General features: G+C 63.2%; 18 protein-coding genes and 2 pseudogenes. 4 read left to right on the top strand and 16 right to left on the bottom strand.

What is annotated here, in order from left to right; all coding sequences use genetic code 11:
- Positions 1 to 155 precede the first annotated feature (155 nt).
- Genes RPC_RS03280 through mobF form a run of 3 tightly spaced genes read left to right on the top strand, consistent with a single transcriptional unit; the run spans position 156 to position 3,424 of the window.
- The gene (locus tag RPC_RS03280; RefSeq protein WP_041801340.1) at positions 156 to 476 is read left to right on the top strand and encodes a hypothetical protein; all 321 of its coding nucleotides are present in this window, start codon (positions 156 to 158) and stop codon (positions 474 to 476) included.
- The gene (locus RPC_RS03275; protein WP_011471132.1) at positions 473 to 2,281 is read left to right on the top strand and encodes a type IV secretion system DNA-binding domain-containing protein; all 1,809 of its coding nucleotides are present in this window, start codon (positions 473 to 475) and stop codon (positions 2,279 to 2,281) included. The genes RPC_RS03280 and RPC_RS03275 overlap by 4 nt, the downstream gene beginning before the upstream one ends.
- Positions 2,282 to 2,284: 3 nt before the next feature.
- A complete protein-coding gene (gene mobF, locus RPC_RS03270; RefSeq protein WP_011471131.1) occupies positions 2,285 to 3,424 on the top strand; it encodes a MobF family relaxase in 1,140 nt (379 codons plus the stop codon).
- A gap of 274 nt (positions 3,425 to 3,698) precedes the next feature.
- On the opposite strand, the pseudogene RPC_RS03265 reads toward mobF, so the two are convergent.
- The 15 genes and pseudogenes from RPC_RS03265 to RPC_RS03200 form a co-directional block, all read right to left on the bottom strand.
- Positions 3,699 to 4,040: pseudogene (locus RPC_RS03265) on the bottom strand (transposase domain-containing protein); the annotation flags it as partial.
- Between the two features lie 78 nt (positions 4,041 to 4,118).
- Positions 4,119 to 4,443: pseudogene (tnpB, locus tag RPC_RS03260) on the bottom strand (IS66 family insertion sequence element accessory protein TnpB).
- Positions 4,444 to 4,483: 40 nt separating this feature from the next.
- The gene (gene tnpA / locus RPC_RS25360) at positions 4,484 to 4,915 is read right to left on the bottom strand and encodes an IS66-like element accessory protein TnpA (RefSeq protein WP_415914791.1); all 432 of its coding nucleotides are present in this window, start codon (positions 4,913 to 4,915) and stop codon (positions 4,484 to 4,486) included.
- Between the two features lie 540 nt (positions 4,916 to 5,455).
- A complete protein-coding gene (locus RPC_RS25350) occupies positions 5,456 to 6,454 on the bottom strand; it encodes a CBS domain-containing protein (RefSeq protein WP_011471127.1) in 999 nt (332 codons plus the stop codon).
- Between the two features lie 196 nt (positions 6,455 to 6,650).
- Positions 6,651 to 7,313, bottom strand: coding sequence for an HAD-IA family hydrolase (locus tag RPC_RS03250; protein WP_011471126.1), 663 nt, complete (start codon positions 7,311 to 7,313; stop codon positions 6,651 to 6,653).
- A 101-nt stretch (positions 7,314 to 7,414) separates the two neighbouring features.
- Complete coding sequence (locus tag RPC_RS03245; RefSeq protein WP_011471125.1) at positions 7,415 to 8,173, bottom strand: SDR family NAD(P)-dependent oxidoreductase; 759 nt, start codon at positions 8,171 to 8,173, stop codon at positions 7,415 to 7,417.
- 115 nt (positions 8,174 to 8,288) lie between these two features.
- Entirely contained in the window at positions 8,289 to 10,352 is a 2,064-nt protein-coding gene (gene pta / locus RPC_RS03240; protein WP_011471124.1) for a phosphate acetyltransferase, read from the bottom strand.
- 12 nt (positions 10,353 to 10,364) lie between these two features.
- On the bottom strand, positions 10,365 to 11,714 hold the full coding sequence (locus RPC_RS03235; RefSeq protein ID WP_011471123.1) for an acetate/propionate family kinase: 1,350 nt from the start codon (positions 11,712 to 11,714) through the stop codon (positions 10,365 to 10,367).
- A gap of 47 nt (positions 11,715 to 11,761) precedes the next feature.
- The gene (locus RPC_RS03230) at positions 11,762 to 12,934 is read right to left on the bottom strand and encodes an acetyl-CoA C-acetyltransferase (RefSeq protein ID WP_011471122.1); all 1,173 of its coding nucleotides are present in this window, start codon (positions 12,932 to 12,934) and stop codon (positions 11,762 to 11,764) included.
- Positions 12,935 to 13,067: 133 nt separating this feature from the next.
- Complete coding sequence (locus tag RPC_RS03225; RefSeq protein ID WP_011471121.1) at positions 13,068 to 14,345, bottom strand: MFS transporter; 1,278 nt, start codon at positions 14,343 to 14,345, stop codon at positions 13,068 to 13,070.
- A gap of 154 nt (positions 14,346 to 14,499) precedes the next feature.
- Positions 14,500 to 15,813 carry an MFS transporter gene (locus RPC_RS03220; protein WP_011471120.1) on the bottom strand — a complete coding sequence of 438 codons (1,314 nt, stop codon included), beginning with the start codon at positions 15,811 to 15,813 and terminating at the stop codon, positions 14,500 to 14,502.
- Between the two features lie 51 nt (positions 15,814 to 15,864).
- A complete protein-coding gene (locus tag RPC_RS03215; RefSeq protein WP_011471119.1) occupies positions 15,865 to 16,506 on the bottom strand; it encodes a succinyl-CoA--3-ketoacid-CoA transferase in 642 nt (213 codons plus the stop codon).
- A 10-nt stretch (positions 16,507 to 16,516) separates the two neighbouring features.
- On the bottom strand, positions 16,517 to 17,167 hold the full coding sequence (locus RPC_RS03210) for a CoA transferase subunit A (protein ID WP_011471118.1): 651 nt from the start codon (positions 17,165 to 17,167) through the stop codon (positions 16,517 to 16,519).
- Positions 17,168 to 17,171: 4 nt separating this feature from the next.
- Entirely contained in the window at positions 17,172 to 18,341 is a 1,170-nt protein-coding gene (locus RPC_RS03205) for a thiolase family protein (RefSeq protein WP_011471117.1), read from the bottom strand.
- A 14-nt stretch (positions 18,342 to 18,355) separates the two neighbouring features.
- Positions 18,356 to 19,201: a 3-keto-5-aminohexanoate cleavage protein gene (locus RPC_RS03200; protein ID WP_011471116.1), complete on the bottom strand. Its 846-nt coding sequence runs from the start codon at positions 19,199 to 19,201 to the stop codon at positions 18,356 to 18,358.
- A gap of 850 nt (positions 19,202 to 20,051) precedes the next feature.
- Between RPC_RS03200 and RPC_RS03195 the strand changes: the two genes are divergently transcribed.
- Positions 20,052 to 21,023: a LysR substrate-binding domain-containing protein gene (locus RPC_RS03195; RefSeq protein WP_011471114.1), complete on the top strand. Its 972-nt coding sequence runs from the start codon at positions 20,052 to 20,054 to the stop codon at positions 21,021 to 21,023.
- Positions 21,024 to 21,238: 215 nt separating this feature from the next.
- Here RPC_RS03195 and RPC_RS03190 read toward each other — a convergent pair whose 3' ends face one another.
- Positions 21,239 to 22,189, bottom strand: a complete 951-nt coding sequence (locus tag RPC_RS03190; RefSeq protein WP_011471113.1) for a SphA family protein — start codon at positions 22,187 to 22,189, stop codon at positions 21,239 to 21,241.
- Positions 22,190 to 22,654: the final 465 nt, after the last annotated feature.

The following is a 22,654-nucleotide window of genomic DNA, read 5'->3' as shown; positions in this document are numbered from 1 at the left end:
CTGCGGGGCGACGATCGCGCCGCACGGACTCCCTGCTTTGCCCAATTCAGTGCTTGAGGACATTGACTGAGCGTTTTGTCGTGAAGCCTGTCCATCGAGCAGCAGCTTATCAAGACCCGTGATCGATCGCCTCGGCAAATCAGTTGAGGCATTTCATGACCGACAAGACAAAACCCGTCTCGATCCGTCTTGCAAAAAGCGAAATCGACCAGCTTCACGCGCGTGCCTATACATTGTCGGCGAGTATCACCGGCGTCGCGCGTGACCTGATCCGCACTGGGCTTGCTGGCGGCGACAACAGAGCGCTCGCCGATCGATTGATGCTGATCGAGCGGCGGCTCGTCGCTCTTGAACAGCAGGACCAGGAAATCTCTGCCGTGGTCCAGTCGATCGACCGGACGGCGCGTGACCTGTTGGCGATGTTCGAGGCGCTGTTGAAGGCCCTGACCGGCGAGAGCACTGGGAGGGCGGCATGACCCGACACCTGCGGATTATCACTTTCGTGGCGGCAATGAGCTGCTTTGCTTTCGCGGCTGGTTCTTACCAGCTCGGCTTTGAGGTTTGGCCACTCGGCGTCACGGTGGCGGATGGAACGACCGTGCCCTATCGTTCGGCGCAGGTTCACGCGTGTGTCAGCCAACGCATTTTGGGGTGGTTCGGAGACCGCAACGGTGAAGCCTATTGGCTGCTTTGCCGGCAGCAGCTTTCGCAATCTCGTGCTTTGGACGGCTTCGAGATTCGGTTCTGGACCGTTTTCGGCTCCAGCATCGCCGCGCTCGTGGCGCTGTTCGGCTTCGCGCTGAGCCTTCGCCTGGATTCACCCGCGTTGAAGATCATTCGCGGAGCGCGATTGCATGCAGGCGGTCCAGGCCTGAAGGCCTTTGCCCGGGCTGCTGCCGTTGAATGCCGGATCCACGGCGAAGGCGTGGCCCTGGTGCCAGCTATCCCCATTGGGCGCGAGCGCGAGGCACGACACTTTTTGATCCTCGGCAGCGTCGGCGGCGGCAAGACCCAGACCATGCTGAATCTGATCGACGGGGCAAATGCACGAGGGGATGGAATCCTGGTGCTCGACACCAAGGGGGACATGATGGGCGGTCTTCCCGCGCAGGGAGATCCCCTCCTTGTCGCCCCCCATGACCGCAGGTCGCTGGTCTGGGATGTGGCGGCCGATTGCAGCATCAAGCAGGACGCCCGCGAACTCGCCGCCCGCTTTATTCCGCCAAGCTCAGATCCGATGTGGTCGCAGGCGGCGCAGGAAATCTTTGTCGCCTGCATCGTTCATCTGCAGGCGACCAGAGGGCAGGATTGGGGTTGGGCCGACCTCGAAGCCGTCGTGACCGCCGATGTCGATCAGCTCACGGTTTTCGCAAAGGATCACAACCCGAATGCGCTGCGGCTGCTCAACCAGCCCGACAGCAAGACCACGCAGAGCATTCTGACGACCTTCCAGACCCACATGCGGATTGTCTCCGTCCTGGCCGAGGCTTGGCCCGACCGGTCGGCCGAGCGCTTCTCGATTCGTGCCTGGCTGCACAAACCAATCCCCTACCGCCCGCTGATCCTGCAGCATGATCCCGGATATCCCGAACTGTCGCGGATCTGGATCGGCAGCATGTTGGGCCTGCTCGCCTCGGCGGTCGGTAGCCCGACCTTGTCCGAAAGCAGGCAACGGCGGGTGTGGCTATTCCTCGACGAGTTCCCGCAGCTGCCGCCGATCAAGCAGTTTGCGACCTTCCTAGAGCTCGGCCGCTCCAAGGGTGTGGCCGTCGTCATTGGGGCTCAGGACACCGCCCAGATCCGCGCCGTCTATGGCCAGGACCAGGCCAAATCCTGGTTCGGCATGACCGGCACCAAGATCATTACCCGCATCAACGCCAGCGAAGCCGCCGAAGACATCAGCCGCCTGATCGGGGACCAGGAAGTCGAACGGTCAACGCAAAGCGCGACCCGCACCAGTGGCAAGACCAGCGTCACCGAAAGCATTCAGCGCGAGATTCGACGCGTGGTCACAGCGTCCGAGCTTGCCTCCCATCTCGGGCCGACCAAAGGCGGCGTCAGGGTCCTGTTCATCGGCCTCGGTGAAGACGTCTACGAGTTGGAGCTGCCCTATCTCAGCCTGCCGAAACTGCGGGAGCCGATCATGCCGGCTGATTGGACCCAGCCCTCGGTTGCAAGAGCCTCAAAGACCGACAGCGGAGAGACTATTCCTGAGCCGTCGCCGCCCCCCTCCCGTCTCACCAAGGACCTGGCCGACAAGATCCTGAAGACGCGGCGCTGACCGATGGTGGCCTCGATCTCCGCGCGCGGGAATGCGGCCTCCGCGTTGCGATATTACGCCCATCTGCAGCGCGACGATTACTATAGCCGTGAGGGGGAGCCGCCCGGCCGTTGGGCCGGCCGCGGCGCCGAGCGGCTGAGTCTGGTTGAGCCAGTCACACAGGGCGAATTCGACGCCGCGCTGCAAGGCGTCGATCCCAAAACCGGGGAGCGGCTCGCACAAATTGGCGGGCGCGGGCGGGAGCATTCCGCCGGCTGGGACATGACCTTCAGCGCCCCGAAATCGGTCTCGGTTTTGTGGGCTCTCTCCGATGCGCACGACCGGGAGGGAATCGAGCAAGGCCATCGCTCGGCGGTGCTGGCCGCAACGGCGCGTCTCGAAGCGACCGCCGGCTGGGCCAGACGTGGCCGGGGCGGCGCCACACGGGAGCGAACCGCGGGCTTGCTGATGGCGCAGTTCGATCACCACACCAGCCGTGAATCCGATCCACAGCTCCACACCCATGCCTTCATCTTCAACCTCGCTCCGCGCCGCGACGGCAGTTGGGGAGCAATCCTCAGCCGTGAGCTCTACAAGGCACAGAAGCACGCTGGCGCAACCTACCGACAAGCCCTTGCCTCAGAGCTGGAGCGCCGAGGCATCCGGCTTGAGCGGCAGAAGGATACGTTCCGGGTCGCGGCCATCCCGCGCGATGTTGAGCGGGCTTTCTCCAAGCGGCGCCAGGCCATCGAGGAGGCCGCCCGCATTCATGGCTACAGCACACCAAAAGGGATGGAGCTCGCAACCCTGCGGACCCGCCGTCCCAAACAGGACGCAAGACTCGGCGACCTCATCAAGCATTGGCAGGCAGAAGCCAAGGCGCTCGGGTTCGAGCTCGACCAAGACCGTCAGCACACGAGGGCAATGGCTACCTCCAGCGCGCGACCTCTCCGAGCTCTGTTGGCGGACCTGTCCAACGCGGCCTCGCCGATCCAATCGGCAGCAGCGCCGACCGCGGTCGCGGCGGCGGCGGCAAGCACCGACCAACAGCGCGCAGCCCAACTCGGGTCGCGGCTCGGCCAAGCTATTCGGGCGTTGGATCAGCCGGCGGCCATGGCCGGCGTCAGGATCAAGCTTCGCTATCGAGAGCGCGAGCACGAGTAACGATAGACAGAAGATTGCCGTAATCGCCCTGCCATTCGCCCAAGTCCTTGACCGAAATCGAATTCCGCCAAACTATCAGGTCAGACCTGTCAGCGCACGTAACCTCATGCGTAAACAGTGATCTACATAGAAAGATCGTCTCAACCCAATGGGATAGCCGCACTCGGCCCGCGAAGCGTCAGCACCGCAGGTGCATAGGGTGTGGGTCGAGCCCTCGGTGGCCCGTAGCGTCGAGCAGCTTATTGAGGTTGCAAGGCAGAGCTTACCCGCAGTCGCCCTGGCAGCAGCGGCAGGTCTTGTCGTCGATGTCGAGGGTGGTCTCAATCCGCGGCAGATGCGCCGGCAGCGCGCCACGATTGGCTCGCCGCTTCGCAACTGTGGCCTGTCGCGCGGCCGGTGTTGCCTGCTCCGCGCCCGCCGCATCACTCGCCGCCGCCTGCTCGACGTCCTCGAGGCCCAGCAGCATCTGGTCCTCGGGCAGCGTCTCCGCCCGGCGGCCAAACTGGTGGCGTTGCAGGTCCTTGATGATCTGACGCAGCCGTTCGTTCTGTGCCCGCTCCGCAAGCAGCATCGCTTTCAGCGTCTCGGAATCGTCGGGCAATCCATCGCTCGGCATGATCAAATCAGATCATATTTTCCGGCACTTTGCGACGATTCCAACGCGGCTGATTCACTTCGCCGCAGAGCCCAAGTATCAACCCGGCTGCGCCGGCGTCACCGTCTCTCGCGACGCATGGACACGCCGCCAGTCCAGCCCTTCCAGCAGCGCCGACAATTGCGCGGCGGTCAAATGCATCACGACGCTTACTCTTCGGCCAACGGAAGATGCCGTCCTCCAGCCGCTTGGCAAACAGGCACAGACCCGTGCCGTCCCAGAACACCAGCTTGATCCGGTCCGCGCGCTTGGCGCGGAACACGTAGATCGCCCCCGAGAACGGATCCGCCGCCAGGCTCTCGCGCACCAGCGCCGCCAATCCATCGGCGCCCTTGCGGAAGTCTACAGGCTTGGTCGCCACCATCACGCGCACCGCGCCGGTCGGGCCGATCACGCGCTGGCTTTCAATGCCCGCAACACCGCGGCGATGCTACCCTGCCGGGGCGCCGGGGCCGATGCGCACCATCACGCACGCCGTCGATTGCAACCTCGATCATTCCGGCGAGCGGTTCGTCCCGGTCTCGACGCGTGGTCTTGCGCCGCCGAGGAGCCGCGGTGTCGGACAATGCCGGATCGACGACCGCCGGGACGAACCGCGGTTCATCATCCCTGGAAGCCAGTGTTTGAGATTCTCGAACTTGCCGGCGCCAGCCGAACAATTGCTGCGGCGACAATCCGTGCCGCCGAGCGACGCCCGAAACCGAGTCGCCGCTGGTCTCGATCTCCGCAACTACCCGCGCCTTGTCCTCGTCGCTCCATGTCCGCCGCCGACCGGCTCCGGTAAAGACCTCCAGCCGCCGAACCGGCTTGGTGATAGCACTATCCTCTGTGTCCATTCTAAGCCTAGCGGTTGAAACCAAGCCGCAGACTCGCAGATCAGGACGTCAGCCGGAAGGTGGCAGCGAAACGACGCGTACGAACAATCGCGGCGCCCCGCTCTGTTGAGCGGGGGCGTTGTCGGGTTTACCGGCGCAGTCGCCGTGGGCTCGCGGCTGCGGGACCAGATCAGGGTGAAGATCGGCGCCTTCGTCGTCGAACGGGTCGGCGCAGATCGGAGCGTTGAGCTCGGATCGTCGAGCTTGACCGAAGGGCAGTCGCGGCCTTCGCTGGAGGTCTTCGACTAAGCGGCTCCGATTTTGGTCCGGCCGACATAGACCCGGAGGCTCGGCCGTACTCGCTGGTGCGGTCGTTTTCGGGGATGATGCGGCCCCCCTTGGTCTCTTCGACAAGCATCCCGGCAATCGGCTTCGCCATCGCAAACAATCGTCGCGCCGATGCCGGTGAGCCGGTCGGGGCCGCAGCACGCCGGCGGCACATCGGCGGCACATCGGCGGCACCGCACTAGCGCTCAATTGGAGCACCCTGCGTGCTCTCGATCAACGCCCCCACCTTAGTGTGAGGCCTGCGTCGCCAGGAAAGCCGCCTGGGAAGTCAAGGATCTGAGCGGTCAGGCCAAAACCCTGCGGCTTCAACTCCCGTTGCCAGCGTTCGAACACGTCGGCGGCCTCGCCGCACAAGGATTCGGGCCACTTCGGATCGGCCGCATTGATCGCGCGTCCCCGGTCGCTGCACAGTTCCGACGGAAATCGGATGAGCAGGAATTCCCGGCCGCCGCGCTTCGCGACGTGACGAGCGCGCTCGATCAACGACTGCCAGGCCGCGTGGCTGAGCACCTTCTGCTGGAGCGCGGTAACCAGCGCGCGCCGCGCATCGCTGGCGATGCGCTCGGCGGCCGTGCGCTGCATCTGTTCGGCTTGTTCCGCGGCTGCGACCAACAGGTCAAATTCGGCGGCGCTCGGTCCGCTTGCAATCGTTGGTGCCGAAGTGCTTGGGTTCGGCACCGGCGGCGGGCCGGAGCGTGCCGTCGAGACGTCAGAAGATTCCTCTCCCACCGGGACGCGACGCGGATGCAGCGCGACAGGAGTGGCCTCAAGCAGATGCGCCCGTACCAAGTCGATCCGCGAAACTACGCCAACCAGGCGATCACCACGCGTGACGAAGACACGCTTGATCCGATGTTCGGCAATTAAGCGCGCGACTTCAGCGATCGGCGTCGTCTCCGGGACGGCGATCACTGGTTGATGCATGATTTCGGCCGTAGTGCGGTTGGTCGGATCGACCGATTGCAGGAAGTCGGCCGCCAACGGTTGCCCCTCAGCCAAGTGCGACAGCCACCGTTCACGCTTGGCGACACGGTCCGTCGCATGCTGGCCGACCAGATCCCATTCGCTGACGACGCCGATCGGGGCGCCGTCGTGGTCGACGACAGGCAAGGCGCTGACCCGTGTGGCGAGCAGAATGCGTGCCACTTCCGCCGAGGAAGAATTCGGCCCCACGACTGAAACGTCAGTGGTCATTACGTCACGCGCGAGCATCTTCTTTCTCCATGCAGATGTCTCAAAGAGACGGCTTTGAACATTTCCGGCGTTCGAATCCTTCGTGCGCGCGCAGTGTGAAACGGATTCTGCATCAGCCACTCGCCCACCTCATCGCAGCGACGGCACCGATCTGTCGCGGCCGACCAGTGGCGAGCGGAGTGCACGGCGGAGGCGGCGTCCGCACGACCCGACCTCACGCAGTGATCGTCGTTCTCCCCAGTTCATGACCCAGTGTACGCGACAGGTCGGCGAGCGCCTGCTCGCCAGTTTGCACCTTGATCGCGATCATGCCGAGCGCGGCGGCCTGCTTGCAATTGACGCCGAGGTCGTCGAGATAGACGCAAGACCGCGGCGCGATCTGCAACGCGTCGCACATCAGTTGGTAGATGCGCGGTTCGGGCTTGCGCAGACCCACTTTCGAACTTTCGGTGACGTGATCGAACTGTGCGAAAATGTCGGCGATCGCCGCGGCCACCTCCGCGTCGTCGCTCATGCCCGGCGCAAAGCCGCTCGGAACGTTGTTGGTGATGCAGCCGAGCTTGTAGCGGCCTTTGCACGCTTTCAGTGCCGCGACCATCGCCGGCCGGATATCACAGCAGAGCAGCGACAACACTTCCGCGCCGCGCACCCGATAGCCTAGCGCCGCGGATTCCTCGGCGAAGGCGCTATCGAAAGCCTCGGCGCCGATCTCGGCGCGCTCGAATTGCGCCCATGCATTTTCATGCGGATTAGTGGCGTTCACGCCGCGGAGAAAGTCGCGCGGCAGGCCCCGGGCCTGCTCGAATGCGCGGAATCCGTCGAACGGCGACGAAGTAAACACGCCGCCGAAGTCCCAAATGATTGCCTTTATCGTCATCGTCTTGTCCCAGAAGTGGCGCGCCGGGAACGACGGCGCCGCGCAGACCTCGCGCTGTCCGAGATCTGTGGGCGCCCGTCGATGCTATCGGGGCTTGGCCGTCATAGCGTTCCGCCGTTGTCGACGGTAAGGCACTGGCCGGTCAGGCCCTTGGACTCGTCGCTAGCGAAGAACAGAATGGCGTTGGCCTGATCCTCGGTGCTGCATTCGGGCACGCTCAGGTCGAAATGCCGGGCGGTGATCGCGGGCATTTCGGGATCAAACGTTGCCAGCGCCTCGGGCGTGTTGAGTTCGGTCGGCGTCGGTCCCGGCAGCGTGGCGTTGCAGCGGATGTTTTTTCCCGCGTACTGAATAGCGATGTTGCGCGTAAGCGAAAGGAGCCCAGCCTTGGCCGAGGAATACGCAGCACCGGCGAGGCCACGCGCGCCGATCGACGAGATGTTGACGATGCTGCCGGAGCCGCGTTCCTCCATGTGCTTCAGCGTCGCGCGGCAGAGGTAGAAGACGCTCGTCAGATCGACGGCGATGACGCTGTCCCACAATTCGTCTGAGGTGCGGCTTGTCGGCATGTGTCTGTCGGGAATGCCGGCATTATTGACGAGAATGTCGATGCGGCCGAACTTGGCAATCACGTCATCGACGACCTTCTCGCATTCGCTGCGCAGAGCGAGGTCGGCGACGATATACTCGGCCTCTCCGCCGTTGGCTTCGATGCCGGCCCTGAGGTCGCTCAGCCGATTCTCGCGCCGCGCCACTAGCACAACGGTCGCGCCTTCGCGGGCGAAAACTTCTGCCGTCGTCTTGCCGATGCCGGAACTCGATCCGGTGACGATGGCAATTTTTCCCTTCAGACGTCCCATGCGCTTCTCCTCGTTGGGCTGGAATTCACAATGGTCAAGAAGGGCGCGCGACGGAAATTCTTCCTTGCGCGCCCCGTTATGCATCCGAGGCATGAGCGCCCCGCTCGGCGCAGGGTTATTTCGCTTGGGCCGCCTGCATGGCGGTGATGGCGATGGTGTAGATGATGTCGTCGACCAGCGCGCCGCGCGACAGGTCGTTGACCGGCTTTCGAAGTCCCTGCAGCATCGGTCCGATCGATATGACGTCGGCCGAACGCTGCACCGCCTTGTAGGTGGTGTTGCCGGTGTTGAGGTCGGGGAAAACGAACACATTGGCTCTACCGGCGACCGGACTGCCCGGTGCCTTCTGCCGCCCGACGCTTTCAACTGTCGCCGCGTCGTATTGGATCGGCCCATCGACCGCGAGTTCAGGCCGCAGCTTTCTAACAATCTCCGTCGCCGCCCGGACCTTGTCGACGTCGCCGCCCGTCCCCGATTCACCGGTCGAGTAGGAAATCATAGCCACCCTTGGCTCAATGCCGAAGGCGGCGGCGGAGTCGGCCGATTGCACCGCGATCTCGGCAAGCTGCTCGGCAGTCGGGTCGGGATTTACCGCGCAGTCACCGTAGACCAACACCTGATCCGGCATCAGCATGAAGAACACGCTCGACACCAAGGAGCTGCCGGCCGCGGTTTTGATCAGTTGCAGCGCCGGGCGCACCGTCGAGGCAGTGGTGTGTACGGCGCCGGATACGAGCCCATCGACATGCCCCTCGGCCAGCATCATCGTGGCGAGGACGACATTGTCCTCAAGCTGCGACAGCGCTTCCTCGGGCGTCAGTCCCTTGGACTTGCGCAATCGCACCATCGGCTCGACATAGCTGGCGCGCAGGCTGGCCGGATCGAGGATTTCGATGTCGCCGGGCAGGTCGACACCATAACGGGCCGCGACGTTGCGCACCTCGGAACACTCGCCCAGCAACACGCAGTGCGCGATGCCGCGACGCGTGCAATCGGCGGCGGCGGCCAGCGTGCGCGGCTCATCGCCTTCGGGCAACACGATGCGGCGGGCGGCGGCGCGGGCGGCGCGGATCAGTTTGTGACGGAACACCGGCGGCGGCATGGCTTCGCCGCTGCTGCGCTTCGATGCCGTCGACATCAGACTGAGGTCGAGGTTCTCGCTGGCGTGAGCGATCAGCCGTTCCATGCGCCGGGCATCGTCGCTGCGCACGCCGCGGTCGAACTCGCCGAGCTTCATCGCCGCCTCGAACGTTTGCAGTTCGGTCTTGAGCACCGTCAACCCGCCGAAGCGCGGCATCAGGAAAGCATTGAGCGAATCGGTGGGAGCGGCAGCGCAGGTGAGCAGCAATCCCGCTATCGGCATGCCGCTGGTGGAGGCGAGCGCCGTCGTGATGACGACATCGTGGCGATCGCCAGGGGTGACGACGAGCGTTCCAGGGCGCAGCAGGTCGACGATATGCTCGGGCCCGCGGGCCGCAACGATCACGTCGCGCATGCGCGCGTCGGCGAGCTGCCCGGAATGCAGCACCTCGAAGCCGAGATCGGCGACGACATCGGAAAGACGCGGCGCGGCGAGGCCGGGGTCCTCGGGTAGCACTCCGAGCAACCGCACGGGCAAAGACAGATCGCGCAGCGGCGCGAGCTCCCCGTCCGGGCAACGAATCACGATCGCGCCCGCGCAGCTCTCCGCCCCGCCGGCGCGATGGACGGCGTCGATCAGTGCACCGCCGATTCGTGCCGCCCCGCTGTCGCGCCCGCTGATCACAGGGATGACGTCGGCCGAAAGGTTGCGCGCCACCGCGAAGCCGAACTCGGCGAGCAGACCGTGGCCGTCGGCAAGCGCAGCGCCCTCGACGACAACGATGTCGAGATCGTCGCCCAACTCGCTGACGAGCGCCACCACCTCTTCGAGCAGCGTCGCCGAGCGTCCGGCGATGATCATTTGTTCTGCACGCTCCGCCGGAATGGCCTCGGGCGTCTTGAGGCCGAACATACGACGGGCGAAGGCCGAGGAGCGGTCGTTTAGCATCGCGCCGGGATCGCCGATCGGCTTGACGTAGCCCACTGCGAGGCCGCGGGCTCTAAGCGAGTCAACGAGCCCGAGCGAGATGGCGGAAACCTCGAAGTCCGACGAGGCTGGGGCGACAAACAGCCCACGCGGATGTTTAATTTTGGTCATGTTCACTCATCCTCAAATCGCCCGCGACGCCGTGAGGCCGCGGTCAGATACGATCGCGACAACGTCGTGGGCGATCGTGCGTTCTTCGTTCGTCGGCGCGGCAAGAGCGACCGGAGGTGACAGAATGGCAGCGCGGATATGGATCGACTGAGGCGCCTTGAGGCCGCGTTCAAGCACGATCGCGGCAGCGTCGGAGGCGATCATGCGTTCTTCGTCGGTGGGCACGACAAGCGCGACCGGATGGCGCGCGCGGCTGACGATGCCGATCCCGCCATGTGGAACGGCGGCGTTGGCGGCCTCGTCGACCTCAATGCCGAGCACGCTTAGATGCGACAGCACCGCGGCGCGGACATGGACCGAGTTCTCGCCGATGCCGCCCGTGAACACGATGGCATCGAGGCGCTTCAACGACATGGCGAGGCCGCCGATAGTGCGGGCGACGCGATGGACGAACACCGACAGCGCTTCGGCCGCGCCAGCGTGCCCGTTGGCAGCCGCCTTCTCAAGCGTGCGGCAGTCATTGGAGAGTTCCGAGAGGCCGAGCAGACCGCTCGTCTCGTTCACCATCTTGTCAATGCCGTCGAGGTCGAGTCCCTCGGCACGAGCGATGTGCAGCACGGCGCCGACGTCGACGTCGCCGCTGCGCGTGCCCATGACGAGGCCTTCGGCCGGCGTCATGCCCATCGACGTATCGACGCTCGCCCCGTTGCACAAGGCGGTCGCGGACGCCCCGTTGCCCAGGTGGGCAACGACGATGCCGTGATCGAGCGGGTCGAGACCAAGCAGGTCCACGGTGCGGCCCGCTACATAGCGATGCGAGGTGCCGTGAAAACCGTAGCGGCGCACGCCGAGTTCGCGGCGGTAGCGCTGTGGCAGCGCGTACAGATAGGCGGCCGGCAACAGCGTCTGGTGGAAGGCTGTGTCGAACACGGCGACATGGCGCGCCCCCGGCAACGCCGCCTGTGCGGCGCGGATGCCAATCAGGTGGGCCGGATTATGCAACGGCGCGAGCGCTGAACAGTCCTCGATCCCGTCGAGGACTTCGGACGAGATCTCCACCGAATGGGTAAAGCGCTCGCCTCCGTGCACGACGCGATGGCCCACCGCGGCGATACGCGGCAGCAGGCAGCGGCCTTCGAGGAAGGCCACGAGCCCTGCGAGCGCGCGGGTGTGATCGGCGCCCGGAATGCTCGTCGATGTGCGTTCGCCGTCGATGGTGATGCGGATGCTGGCGTCGGCTTCGCCAAGATTCTCGGCGAGGCCGGTCAGAAACGCGTCGCTCTCATCGAGGTCGAAAAGCGCAAATTTCAGCGACGACGAACCGCAATTGATGACAAGTACAAGCGGTGATGTGTCGGTCATGATCCTGACACTCCTTTGAGAAATGGAAACGGGAGATGCTTTGGCACTCAGCGCTCGACGCACAGCGAGACGCCCATGCCGCCGCCGACGCAGAGCGTGGCGAGGCCCTTGCGACCGTCGCGGCGCCGAAGCTCGTGCAACAGCGTCACGAGGATGCGCGCGCCCGAGGCGCCGACCGGGTGGCCGAGCGCGATCGCGCCGCCGTTGACGTTGACCCTGGCCGGATCAAGGTCGAGATCATGGACAACGGCGATTGCCTGCGCCGCGAAGGCTTCGTTGGCCTCGATCAGGTCGAGATCGGCGATGCTCCAGCCGGCTCTGCCGAGCGCCTTGCGCGAGGCGGGCACCGGGCCGATGCCCATGATCGACGGATCGACACCAGCGACGGCGCCCCCCGCGATGCGGGCGAGCGGGATCAATCCGCGCTTTTGGGCCGCTGCGGCGGTCATCAGCACCAGCGCGGCGGCGCCGTCATTCAGGCCGGAGGCGTTGCCGGCGGTGACCTTGCCGGTTTTGGAGAATGCCGGCTTCAACTTGGCCAGGCCCTCCGGCGTCGTCTCGGGCTTGATGTATTCGTCTTCCGCGACGATGACGTCGCCCCTGCGGCCCGCGACTTTGACCGGGACGATCTCATCGTCGAAACGTCCAGCTGTGCGCGCTACTGCGGCGCGCTGCTGTGAAGCGACGGCAAAGGCGTCAAGTTCGGCACGGCTGAGCCCCCACTGTTCGGCGATGTTCTCCGCCGTCTGGCCCATGTGGTAGTCGGCGAACGCGTCCCAAAGTCCGTCGACGACCATCGTGTCGACGAGTTGTGCCGGACCCATTTTGACGCCGGAGCGCAGGTGGATGGCGTGGCGTGCCTGACTCATGCTCTCCTGGCCGCCGACGACCAGGATGTCGGCATCGCCCGCGGCGATAATCTGCGCGCCGATTAGCACCGAGCGCAGGCCCGAGCCGCAGACCTGGCTGAGACCGAAGGCGGTCGAGGCCACCGGCAGGCCGGCGGCGAGCGCGGCGCGACGCACCGGATTCTGACCATGGCCGGCTACGAGGACTTGGCCGAACACGACTTCGTCGACCTCCTGCGGCGCGACCGCGGCGCGCTCCAGGGCGGCGCGGATCACGATTGCGCCGAGTTCGTGGGCAGCAAGCGATGCTAGCGCGCCATTGAAGGAGCCAATAGCGGTGCGAACCGCCGAGACGATGACGACGTCGGACATGGGAAGAGGACCTTGTTGTTTTTGGTTCAGGGGAGCGCGAAAGGGACGCCTGGGCGGACGGGGGAGCGGGGCGCGGGCTCCCCTCCCCCCGGTTGTTGGCGGAGGCCCCACTCGGGCGGCCTCCAGCGCGAGCTCAGGCGACCGGTGTGGGGTCGGTAGCCCAGAACAGCAGCGCATTGAGCACCGCTACGCCGGCGAGCAACGCATAAGCGCCGGTGTAACCGCCGAGGTAGGTGAGGCCGAAGGCGAGAATCGCGAAGGCGCAGCAGCGGATGATGCTCTGGATCGGCTGGATCACGCCGAACGCCGTGATGAAAGCCGCCCGCGGGAATTTCTCGGCGACGATCGAAGTGGTGAGATTGGTCGCGCCGCCGAAGGAGAGACCGATCATCCCTAATGAGGCATAGAGCGTGAAGGTGTTGAACTCGAACATGTTCAACATCACCGCAACCAACCACCACAGGCTATAGATGATCAGGCTGGTCCTGGTGCTGACCTTCTGGCCGAGCCATCCCCAAATATAGGCGCCGGGAACGCCAATGAAGGCAGCGATCGAGAGAAACAGAATGGCGGTCTGGAGCGAGTAGCCCAACGCCATCAGGCGCGGCACGAGTTGCGACAGGACGCCGACGAGCACCACATAAATGCCGCCCGAACCGAGAGCGATGAGCCAGACGTCACGCATGCCGAGCAGTTGCAGCGAGCTGAAGGGAACGACGTAGTTTTCCTGCTCTTCCCTCGACTGCGCGATTTCCGCGGCGGTCATCGGTACGTTGTCGGGCGTGCAACCGCGCTCTTCGGGCGTATCCACGACGAAGGACATGACCAGAATGAGCAGCACAACCATGATTGCCGACACCGCCCAGAACCCGTACTGGACGCCGAAGAAGCCGAAGAAAGCCGCCAGCATCGGCACGAACAAGGCGGTCGACATGGTCTGCCCCATCGTGACCCAGCCCAGGGCGAGGCTTTTCTTCTTGGGGAACCAGTTGGCGATCAGCGCCATACCGGCGATGTAGGCGTAGCCCGAGCCGAAGAAGCAGACGCCGGAAAACAGCACGACGAAGGCAGCAACGGAATTCCATGTTCCAATCAAACCAAAGCAAAGTGCACAGGCGATGAGGCTGAAAATGATGGTGAACTTGGCGCCCTTCCACTCAACTACCTTGGCGAGCACATAAGCCGCCACCACCGAGCCCCAGGAGGCCGGGGTCGCCCAAAACAACAAGGTCGTCTTTGGGATGTCGAAGTATTCGGACAGTACCGGCACCATGATGTTGAGGCCGTGCACTTGAACGCCGGCGGCGATCCATAGCATCAAGCCTTCGATGGTGACGACCGACCATCCCCATTTGCCGAAGTTCGATCGCGTATCGCTGACGTCGATGGGTATGCTGATAGTCTGACTCATGACATTTCACTCCGTTTGAGGAATTTCCCGGACGCAGGTGGCGGGCGGGGGCAAGCGCTCCCGTTCCGCGCCCAGTCGGGTCGCGGCTCGAGATTCGAAAAATGTGGCTTGGTTGGCGCGGCGGGCCGTCAGCCCGTTCCAGTCAGCGCGCGGCTCATGTCATGGCCGTCGTCCTGACTGGCGTGGTGTCGATCAGCCAAAGTAGAAACATGGAGATCAACGCGATCCCAAGCAGGATCGAATAGGCTCCACGGAAACCGCCGAGATAGGTGAGCCCGAAGGCCAGGATCGCGAAGGCGCAGCAGCGCACGATCGACTGGATCGGATTGACCACGCCCCAGGCTTTGACGAAGGCGCCGCGCGGGAATTTCTCTGCCACGATCGACATCGACAGGTTGGTCGCTCCGCCGAGCGCCTCGCCGATCATGACGAGCGAGATCCACATCGTCACAGTATTGAGTTCGAAGATGTTGATCGCCAGCGCGACCGCGTACCAGCCGAGATAGAGCATCGCGCAGGCCTTGACGCCGAGCTTCTGGCTGAGCCAGCCCCACATATAGGCCCCTGGCACGCCGATGATCGCCGCGATCGACATATAGAGAATGGCTGTATTCAGCGGGTAGCCCATCGCGATGAGCCGCGCCACGAATTGCGACAGCAGACCGACGATGATGATGTAGAGACCGCCGAACGCGAGGCCCATGAACCAGACGTCGCGCATCCCGAGCAATTGGCGAACGGTGATCGGATCGACGAACGCTTCCTGATCGCGGCGCGACCGGTCGATCTCTTCGGGAGACATCGGCATATTGTCGGGCGCGCAGCCCAGCGCTTCCGGCGTATCGGCGGCGAAGCGCCAGACCACAACCGCCATCACCGCCATCAGAAACGTAATGCCCCAGAACCCTCTTTGAATGCCGAAGGTCGCGAAACAAAAGGCCACATAGGGCACGTAGGTTGCCGTCGAGAACGTCTGGCCCATCGTCGCCCAACCGAAGGCGAGACCCTTCTTGCGCGGGAACCAACTCGTCACCAGCGTCGGCCCGCCGATATAGGCAAGACAGGTGTCGAAGAAACAGACTATCGAAAAGAGGATGAAGAAACCGGTCGTGCTGCCCCAAGTGCCGAGCAGCCCGAAGGCGATGCCGCCGCCGGTAAGGCTGAGCAGAATGAGAAACTTTGGCCCCATGTGGGCGCAAACCCAGGCGCCAACGAGGCCGGCGAGGATGGAGGCCCAGGAGGCCGGCGTCGCCAACGCCAGAAGGCGAGTGTTGTCAAGCGAATAGGTCGCGGTCAGCGCCGGCAGGATGATGTTGAGGCCATGCACCACCGAGCCGGACGAAATCCACAACAGTGCGGCTTCGATCAGGATGATCGACCAACCGTGGGCTCCAAAATTGCTGCGACGCTCGAAAGCGCCAGACAATGTGGTTTCGAGAACGCTCCGATTGACGGCGATTTCGCTCATTGAACTTCCCAATCCCGCCACATCGCCGCGTCCCATCATGCGGCCGTCGGTTTACGCCACCATGGTGATCAGCGTGTCGAAGACCATCAGTTCCGGCTCGATCTGACGACGGATGTCGTCCGGGACGAGCCCCTCCAGCAACTCGCGCAACACTAGACCCTCCGGCGTCACATCGATCACGCATTGCTCGGTGACGATGTGATCGACGCAGGCGACGCCGGTGAGCGGATAGGTGCACTTGTTCAGGATCTTCGGCGCGCCCTTGGCGGTCAGTTCCATCGTGACAATCACCTTCCGCGCGCCATTGACGAGGTCCATGGCCCCGCCCATTCCTAACATCTTGCCTGGCCGCGCCCAGTTGGCGAGATCGCCCTCCCGCGACACTTGCAGGCCGCCCAAGACGGTGGCGGCGAGGCGTCCCGAGCGGACGATCGCGAAGCTCTCGGCGCTGTCGAAGGCGCTCGCGCCGACCACGGGCACGAAGCGCATGGCGTTTGCGTTGGAGAAACTCTCCACTCTTTGCAGCCCCTCGGCGAGCGGGCCGACGCCGATGAGGCCGTTTTCTGTGTGAAACATCACGCCAGGAACGGCGTAGTTGTTGCACATGCTCGGCACGCCGATGCCGAGATTGACGATATCGCCGGCGGCGAAATACGCGGCGGCTCTCTTGGCCATGCGGTGGCGGATGTCCATGTCGTTCTCCTCAGTGCGCCAGGATCATGTCTACGTAGACGCCGGGGGTGATGATGCGATCGGGCTCGAGTTCGCCGAGTTCGAGGAAGCAATCCGCCTCGACCACGGTGAGGTCGGCAGCCCTGGCGGCGAGCGGGTTGAAGTTACGCGAGGTGCCGCGATAGGTCAGGTTGCCGAGCGGGTCGGCGCCGTGTGCGCGCACCAACGCGACGTCGCCGCGCAAGGGCGTCTCAAGTATCCATCTCTCGCTGTTCATTTCGAGCACCTGCTTGCCGTTTTCGGCGATGGTGCCTAGACCGGTTTTGGTCAAAACGCCGCCCAGACCGGCACCGCCGCAGCGCAGTCTCTCGGCGAAACTTCCCTGCGGCGACAACGTCACCTCGATCTTACCCTGCGCCACCATCTCCACCATTTCGCTGTTCATGCCGATATGCGAGCCAATCATGCGGCCGACGCGACCGTTATGGATAAGCCGGCCGACTGTCAGATTGGCGTCGCCGGTGTCGTTAGAAATCAACGTCAGATGCCGCGCGCCGCTTTCGAGGACGCAGCTCACCAACGCATCGGGCACGCCGTGATTGGCGAAGCCACCAACCACGATCGTCTGTCCGTCCTTGAACAGGGCTATGATCTCGTCCTGGTTGCGAATCTTGCCGGACATGGCGTCAGTTCCTCTCAAGCAGCACGGCGACGCCCTGGCCGCCGCCAACGCAGAAGGTGACAACGGCGCGATGCAGATCGCGGCGCTTCAGTTCGCGCACGGTGCGCGCAACCAACACGGCGCCAGAACCCGCCAGCGGATGGCCGATAGCGATCGCACCGCCATTCGGGTTAACCTTGTCGAGGTCCATGCCGATCTCGCGGATGCAGGCCAGCGCTTGTGACGCGAAGGCTTCGTTGAGCTCCCAAAGATCGATGTCGGCGACCTTGAGCCCGGTCTGCTTGAGCAGCTTCGCCGTCGCAGCGATCGGGCCGATACCCATCACGTTGGGATCGACGCCAGCGACGGCATAACCGCGGAACATCGCCAATGGTTCGACGCCGAGGCTCGTGGCGGTGTCTCGGTCGACGATCACGATCGCGCCGCCGCCGTCCGACATTGGCGACGAATTGCCCGCCGTAACGACGCCATTGGGTTTGAACACCGCGCGCAAGCCGGATAGCGACTCGAGTGTGCAATCCGGGCGCACCGACTCGTCGCGGTCGACCACGGTTTTCTTACCCTTCGGACCCTTCACCTCGATCGGCACGACTTCGTCCTGGAAGCGGCCGGCTTCCCAGGCGGCGCTCGCGAGCACATGGCTGCGCACCGAAAATTCGTCGAGTTCCTGTCGCGTCAGCTTCCAGCGTTCGGCGACATTCTCCGCCGTGATGCCCATGGGCGGGTTGCCGATGCTGTCGGGACTCGTATGAATGTCGACCCACTTCGGTGGTGCGACCGAGTATGCGATCTCGCTCTTCTCCATCGAGTAAGTGCGGCGGCTGTCGCTCTCGACGCCGCCGGCGACGATCACATCGGCAAAGCCCGCCATGATCTGCATTGCGCCATAAGCCAGCGCGTTGAGCGAGGCCGCGCATTGGCGATCGAGCGTGATGCCGCCGACCGAAACCGGCAGACCAGCCTCGAGCGCCGCCATGCGGCCCATGTTATTGATCTCGTTGTTCATCAGGTTGGCGAACACGACATCGTCGATGCGCTCGGGGTCGATTTCGGCCCGCCTCACCGCCTCGCGGATCGCCGCAGCGGCGAGCACATGGGCGGGGACGGAGGCCAGCGCGCCACGACAACGCCCGACAGGCGTGCGCACGGCGGAAATGATGACGGCGTCTCTCATGGTTGTCTCCGCTTTCAAATGTTCAAGGCCGGAATGCCGAGGATTTCTCGAGCCTCCGCGGGACTCGCCGGACGCTTGCCGTAGAGCCGGATGGCTTGCACCGCCCGCTCGACGAGACCGACATTGGTCGCCTTCACGCCCTTCGCGAAATAGACGTTGTCTTCCAGACCGACACGCACGTTGCCGCCGAGTGCAATTGCCGCGAACAGGATCGGCAAGTGATCCTTGCCGACGCCAAACGCCGACCACGTGGCGTCCGCCGGGAGTTTGCTCTTCAAGTAAATCAGGTTTTCGACCGTCGCCGGCATCCCGCCCAGCACGCCGAGGCAAAACTGGTAGTGGCCCGGCGTCGAGAGCTTGCCCTTCTTCATAAAGTAATCGGCAATGCCGAGCATGCCCGAGTCGAAGATCTCGATCTCGGACTTGATGCCGCGCGCTATCAGCAACTGGCCAAGCTCGTCGAGAAATTTCGGCGAGTTCATGAACACACCACCGGGCATCCAGTTGAACGAACCGGCGTCATAGGACGCCATCTCAACGCCATCGACGGTCGCGACGTGGATCATACGTTCCGCGTCGCTCGCCCGGTTGTCGCCGGAGGTCGTGCAGTTGATGATGACGTCGCAATCCTTGTGGTCACGAATGAGTTCAATCGTCTCGGCGAATTTTGCCGCGCTCATCGTGCCGTGCCCGGCATCGTCGCGCATGTGAATGTGGACCACCGCCGCGCCGGCCTTCCAACACGCGTATGCGTCGGAAGCAATCTCTTGCGGCGTCAGTGGGATGAACTCGTTGATGTCTTTTGGCGTCATCGCACCGGTCAACGCCGCCGTAATGACCGTTCTTTCGGGATGATTCATAGTCTGATGCTTCCAGATCCAGGAGCAAGCCGCGGATACGCGACCGACCACCTCGTCCTCATCCCGATGTAAGTGAGATCGGGGCCGAGACGGTCTCGCCTGCTCTATTTGACTGATGATTAGATGGAAGATCCGGATGAGTTACTTACCAAAGATCGACCGTCGACTTGCGGTGAACGATAATCGAATAACCCGAGATGGCCCAATTCTTTCTCATTCGGCCGTGATAGCTGGAATGCATAAGCACGGCGTTAGCGCGGCCGTATCCTTCACCGGCCGCCAACATCGAGCGAAACGCAGAGGTCGGACGGATCCCATGCCTGGGGACGGAGCCTCTCCGGTCGCGATCATGCCAATCGCGAAACAGGTCTGCGGCAGCTTCGGCCAGCCGCCCAAAAAAGAGCTCGTCGTTCCGCAACCGAAGGCGGCGCCACACCGTCCGATGTGGGGCGGCCACCGTCGAACAGCAGCCGTGAGTTGCGCGATGCGTCCGGCAACACTTATTGGTCACGGCGAGCAAGCTGGGGAGCGAAGAAATAGACGGGGCTACAATATTTTATCTTCAATGCGTTAAGCCGCGCTCGCCAGCCCTGGATCATGTCGTTCAGATCTGGCTGGACCGGGCTTGCTCGGAGTGGCGCAACCTCGACGTCCTCCCGGATCTTGTCCCGCAACCGGAAAGGGTTTGATCTACATCACGCTGCGCCGATCGCACCTCGATACTAGGATGCGAGGACCGGAGCGTTCGGCCGGTCGCCGGCGATGCTCGCGTTTGTGTCTCCGTATACCCAAGTTTAAGCCTGCCGTTGGCGTTCAAACGCCTAATAGCGGAAACTGACGAGAGTCGATCATGGACCTAAGACTTTTACTCGAGTTTCTTGTCCTTTCCGAGAGCTTGAACTTCACCCGCGCCGCCAGACGGCTCAACATGACACAGCCGGTGCTGAGCCGGCATATCAAATTCTTGGAGTTGCACTTCGGCGCGCAATTGCTGACGCGCAACACCCATCGGGTTGACCTGACCGATGTCGGCAGAGTGTTCGCCGGCGAATGTGCCAAGATAAACGCCCAGTACGAACAATCGCTTGCCATGATCCGCACTTGCCCCGGCGTTAGCCGGCACTCGCTGTCGATCGGCATTCTCGGAGAAGCGACGCGGTCGTTTCTTTCGGCCTTCCTGATCGGGTATAACGACCGTCATCCTCAGGTGGCGATTGATTGCGTCGACGGCGACGTCGATACGATCATGCCGCGCGTTGAGCGAGGCGAGAGCGATCTCGGCTTTGTCATCCGGCCGCGCGGTGCCGTAACGCCGCCGCACCTGGCAAATTTCACCATCGCATCCGATCCGCTGTGCTTGGTGATCAACCGCAACCATGCCCTGGCGGTCAAGGAACGGGTGAGCATTTCAGATGTGGCGCAATGGCCGATGATTGGCCTAAATCGACAGATTTCCCCAATGTCGTTCGAGTTCAACAGCCATTTCTTCTCGCGCCATGGTTACGAGTACAAGACGTGGAAGGAGTGCGCGAACTTAGAGACGGTGTGCTTCAACGTCGAGTTCAACGACCGGGCCGTCATCTTGCTGCCGCTGCACCGGCGCTATCTCGTTGGCGCCAACGCCCGGCTGATCATGTTCGCCGAAAGCGATTGCATGTTCGAGGTGGAAATGTTGTGGAACCCAGAGAATAGCAATCCCAGCCTCAAAGGCTTCCTGACCGAATTCAAGGAATTCTCTCGCACTTGGGACTGGAGTAGCGATGTTTGCCTTGGCAATAACGAGGGCGCGCAGGTCATCTTGGAGGGCGTCGCAGTCGTCTGAGCGATTCAATCGGACTACGTCTGTAAATCCGCGATATGGGCGCACCCCGTCTCCATTGCCTGCGCGCGCAGTTCGCTAGCAACTACCCTCGTCTCGGACTTCGCGGTCAACCCGCGACGAGACGTGCAGCCATAGGGGGTGCCCCATGCTTGCCACACTATAAAACGGCCGCCGAGAAGGCGGCCGCTGATAGCAGGCGAAAGGAAGCGGCTCTTCTACAGCTTCATCGCAATACCGAGGTGAAGGAATGAGATGCCAACGTCATTTTCGGTATGGACATTAGCGAGATAGCGCGCCATCACCGTAAAGCGGTCGAAGTCATAGGCGACCATCGGTCCGACCATCACGTGCTGCACCTTGGTATTCGCAAGAGACACACCGAACTGACTGTCATTCTCGTACTGCTGCGTGTAGTTTGCGACCGCTCCGATGTTCCACTTGCCGAAGCGCTTGGCGACCGTAACGTCCAGATAGTAGGTCTTTCCGGTCTGATAGTCTGTCGTCGTGTTCTTCGTGTTGAAGTCGAAGACGTTGTTGGCGGACAATGTCCAGCCGTCCTTGATGTAGCTGATCGCGAAATTCGGTTGGAACGTCCAATAATTGTCGGCGATGTTACTCTTGCTGAGCACATATTTTCCCCTTTGCGCGTCCCAGACATCGCTGACCTTGCCGTCGGTCGTGGCGATGGAGAACCCGGCGCCGATAAAGAAGCCGTTCTTCATATTCCATGACAAGATGATCGGCGTGACGACGGTTCCGACGAGGCCGGCGGCGTGCCAATCGCTTGCGGCGAGCGGGTCGGTGATCGTGTTGTGCGCGAACTTGATCGGCTGGGCGATCGCCATCCCGTAGTTGGCGCCGAACACCTCCCAGGGAGTCGACCACATAAGCGCGGCGACGGCCTCGACATTGGCGGCCTTGATGTTGGGATTGTTATCGGCCGGAACATGAGAAACCGCGCCCGAATTGTTCCGCATCGTACCCCAGGCGTAGTCGACGTCGGATGAGAAATAGAGGCCGGGCGGCGGCAATGCGGCATTCGGGACGCCGGTCGTCGCGCCCGGCTGTAGCGGCGTGATCGATTCTGCCGCATTGGCCGCGGCCGAGGCGGCAAGCGCCAAGCCGAGCGCGGTGGCGATGGCTGAGATTCTTCTGCTGTAGGTCATCTTTAGCTTTACCCCTTTTTCTGCGCTGATCCGCCTTTACGGACGAATTCCATCGTTCGCGCGCGCATCGAGCGCGGCGTTGGCTGTCAAAGTCGGCGGACTCAACTAGACGCTGCGCCTCCAGGCATGGCCGTTCCGCCCAGTTCACCCTCGGTAGACAAATTGGTCGAAGCCCCTCGCCTTCGACGAAAACAAACGTCGTCAGCGGAACGGCGGTTGTTCACCCCGTTCGTTCTGCCGGTGTCATGCATCCGATGCTGCGGAAAACGCGCTGCGGCTCTCTTGCCGTTCAGGAATTCTCTCTAGCTGTTGGCCGCATACCTGTATTTATCGCTGCTTGCGGGGGCACACGATGGGCCGCCGCGAACACCTTCGATGATTACCAAGCCGGACTTTTCGATCTGAGATGCAGACCTGAGCGTCGTTCGGCCTCTTTCCACCGTGGCAGATCTAGATAGCGAGAGT

Source organism: Rhodopseudomonas palustris BisB18 (genome assembly GCF_000013745.1).
In the GTDB taxonomy this organism is placed as follows: domain Bacteria; phylum Pseudomonadota; class Alphaproteobacteria; order Rhizobiales; family Xanthobacteraceae; genus Rhodopseudomonas_A; species Rhodopseudomonas_A palustris_F.
The sequence above is the reverse complement of the archived record's forward strand: the minus strand, read 5'-3'. Positions and strand labels throughout refer to the sequence as shown.

What these genes read in the sequence shown, in the direction of transcription:
- RPC_RS03230 (WP_011471122.1), bottom strand. Translation starts at nt 12,934, where the DNA reads ATGTCCGACGTCGTCATCGTCTCGGCGGTTCGCACCGCTATTGGCTCC.
- RPC_RS03200 (WP_011471116.1), bottom strand. Translation starts at nt 19,201, where the DNA reads ATGAATCATCCCGAAAGAACGGTCATTACGGCGGCGTTGACCGGTGCG.
- RPC_RS25350 (WP_011471127.1), bottom strand. Translation starts at nt 6,454, where the DNA reads ATGCTCGCGCGTGACGTAATGACCACTGACGTTTCAGTCGTGGGGCCG.
- RPC_RS03215 (WP_011471119.1), bottom strand. Translation starts at nt 16,506, where the DNA reads ATGGACATCCGCCACCGCATGGCCAAGAGAGCCGCCGCGTATTTCGCC.
- pta (WP_011471124.1), bottom strand. Translation starts at nt 10,352, where the DNA reads ATGACCAAAATTAAACATCCGCGTGGGCTGTTTGTCGCCCCAGCCTCG.
- RPC_RS03225 (WP_011471121.1), bottom strand. Translation starts at nt 14,345, where the DNA reads ATGAGTCAGACTATCAGCATACCCATCGACGTCAGCGATACGCGATCG.
- RPC_RS03245 (WP_011471125.1), bottom strand. Translation starts at nt 8,173, where the DNA reads ATGGGACGTCTGAAGGGAAAAATTGCCATCGTCACCGGATCGAGTTCC.
- RPC_RS03275 (WP_011471132.1), top strand. Translation starts at nt 473, where the DNA reads ATGACCCGACACCTGCGGATTATCACTTTCGTGGCGGCAATGAGCTGC.
- RPC_RS03250 (WP_011471126.1), bottom strand. Translation starts at nt 7,313, where the DNA reads ATGACGATAAAGGCAATCATTTGGGACTTCGGCGGCGTGTTTACTTCG.
- RPC_RS03190 (WP_011471113.1), bottom strand. Translation starts at nt 22,189, where the DNA reads ATGACCTACAGCAGAAGAATCTCAGCCATCGCCACCGCGCTCGGCTTG.
- RPC_RS03195 (WP_011471114.1), top strand. Translation starts at nt 20,052, where the DNA reads ATGGACCTAAGACTTTTACTCGAGTTTCTTGTCCTTTCCGAGAGCTTG.
- RPC_RS03235 (WP_011471123.1), bottom strand. Translation starts at nt 11,714, where the DNA reads ATGACCGACACATCACCGCTTGTACTTGTCATCAATTGCGGTTCGTCG.
- tnpA (WP_415914791.1), bottom strand. Translation starts at nt 4,915, where the DNA reads ATGGACACAGAGGATAGTGCTATCACCAAGCCGGTTCGGCGGCTGGAG.
- RPC_RS03205 (WP_011471117.1), bottom strand. Translation starts at nt 18,341, where the DNA reads ATGAGAGACGCCGTCATCATTTCCGCCGTGCGCACGCCTGTCGGGCGT.
- RPC_RS03210 (WP_011471118.1), bottom strand. Translation starts at nt 17,167, where the DNA reads ATGTCCGGCAAGATTCGCAACCAGGACGAGATCATAGCCCTGTTCAAG.
- RPC_RS03280 (WP_041801340.1), top strand. Translation starts at nt 156, where the DNA reads ATGACCGACAAGACAAAACCCGTCTCGATCCGTCTTGCAAAAAGCGAA.
- RPC_RS03220 (WP_011471120.1), bottom strand. Translation starts at nt 15,813, where the DNA reads ATGAGCGAAATCGCCGTCAATCGGAGCGTTCTCGAAACCACATTGTCT.
- mobF (WP_011471131.1), top strand. Translation starts at nt 2,285, where the DNA reads ATGGTGGCCTCGATCTCCGCGCGCGGGAATGCGGCCTCCGCGTTGCGA.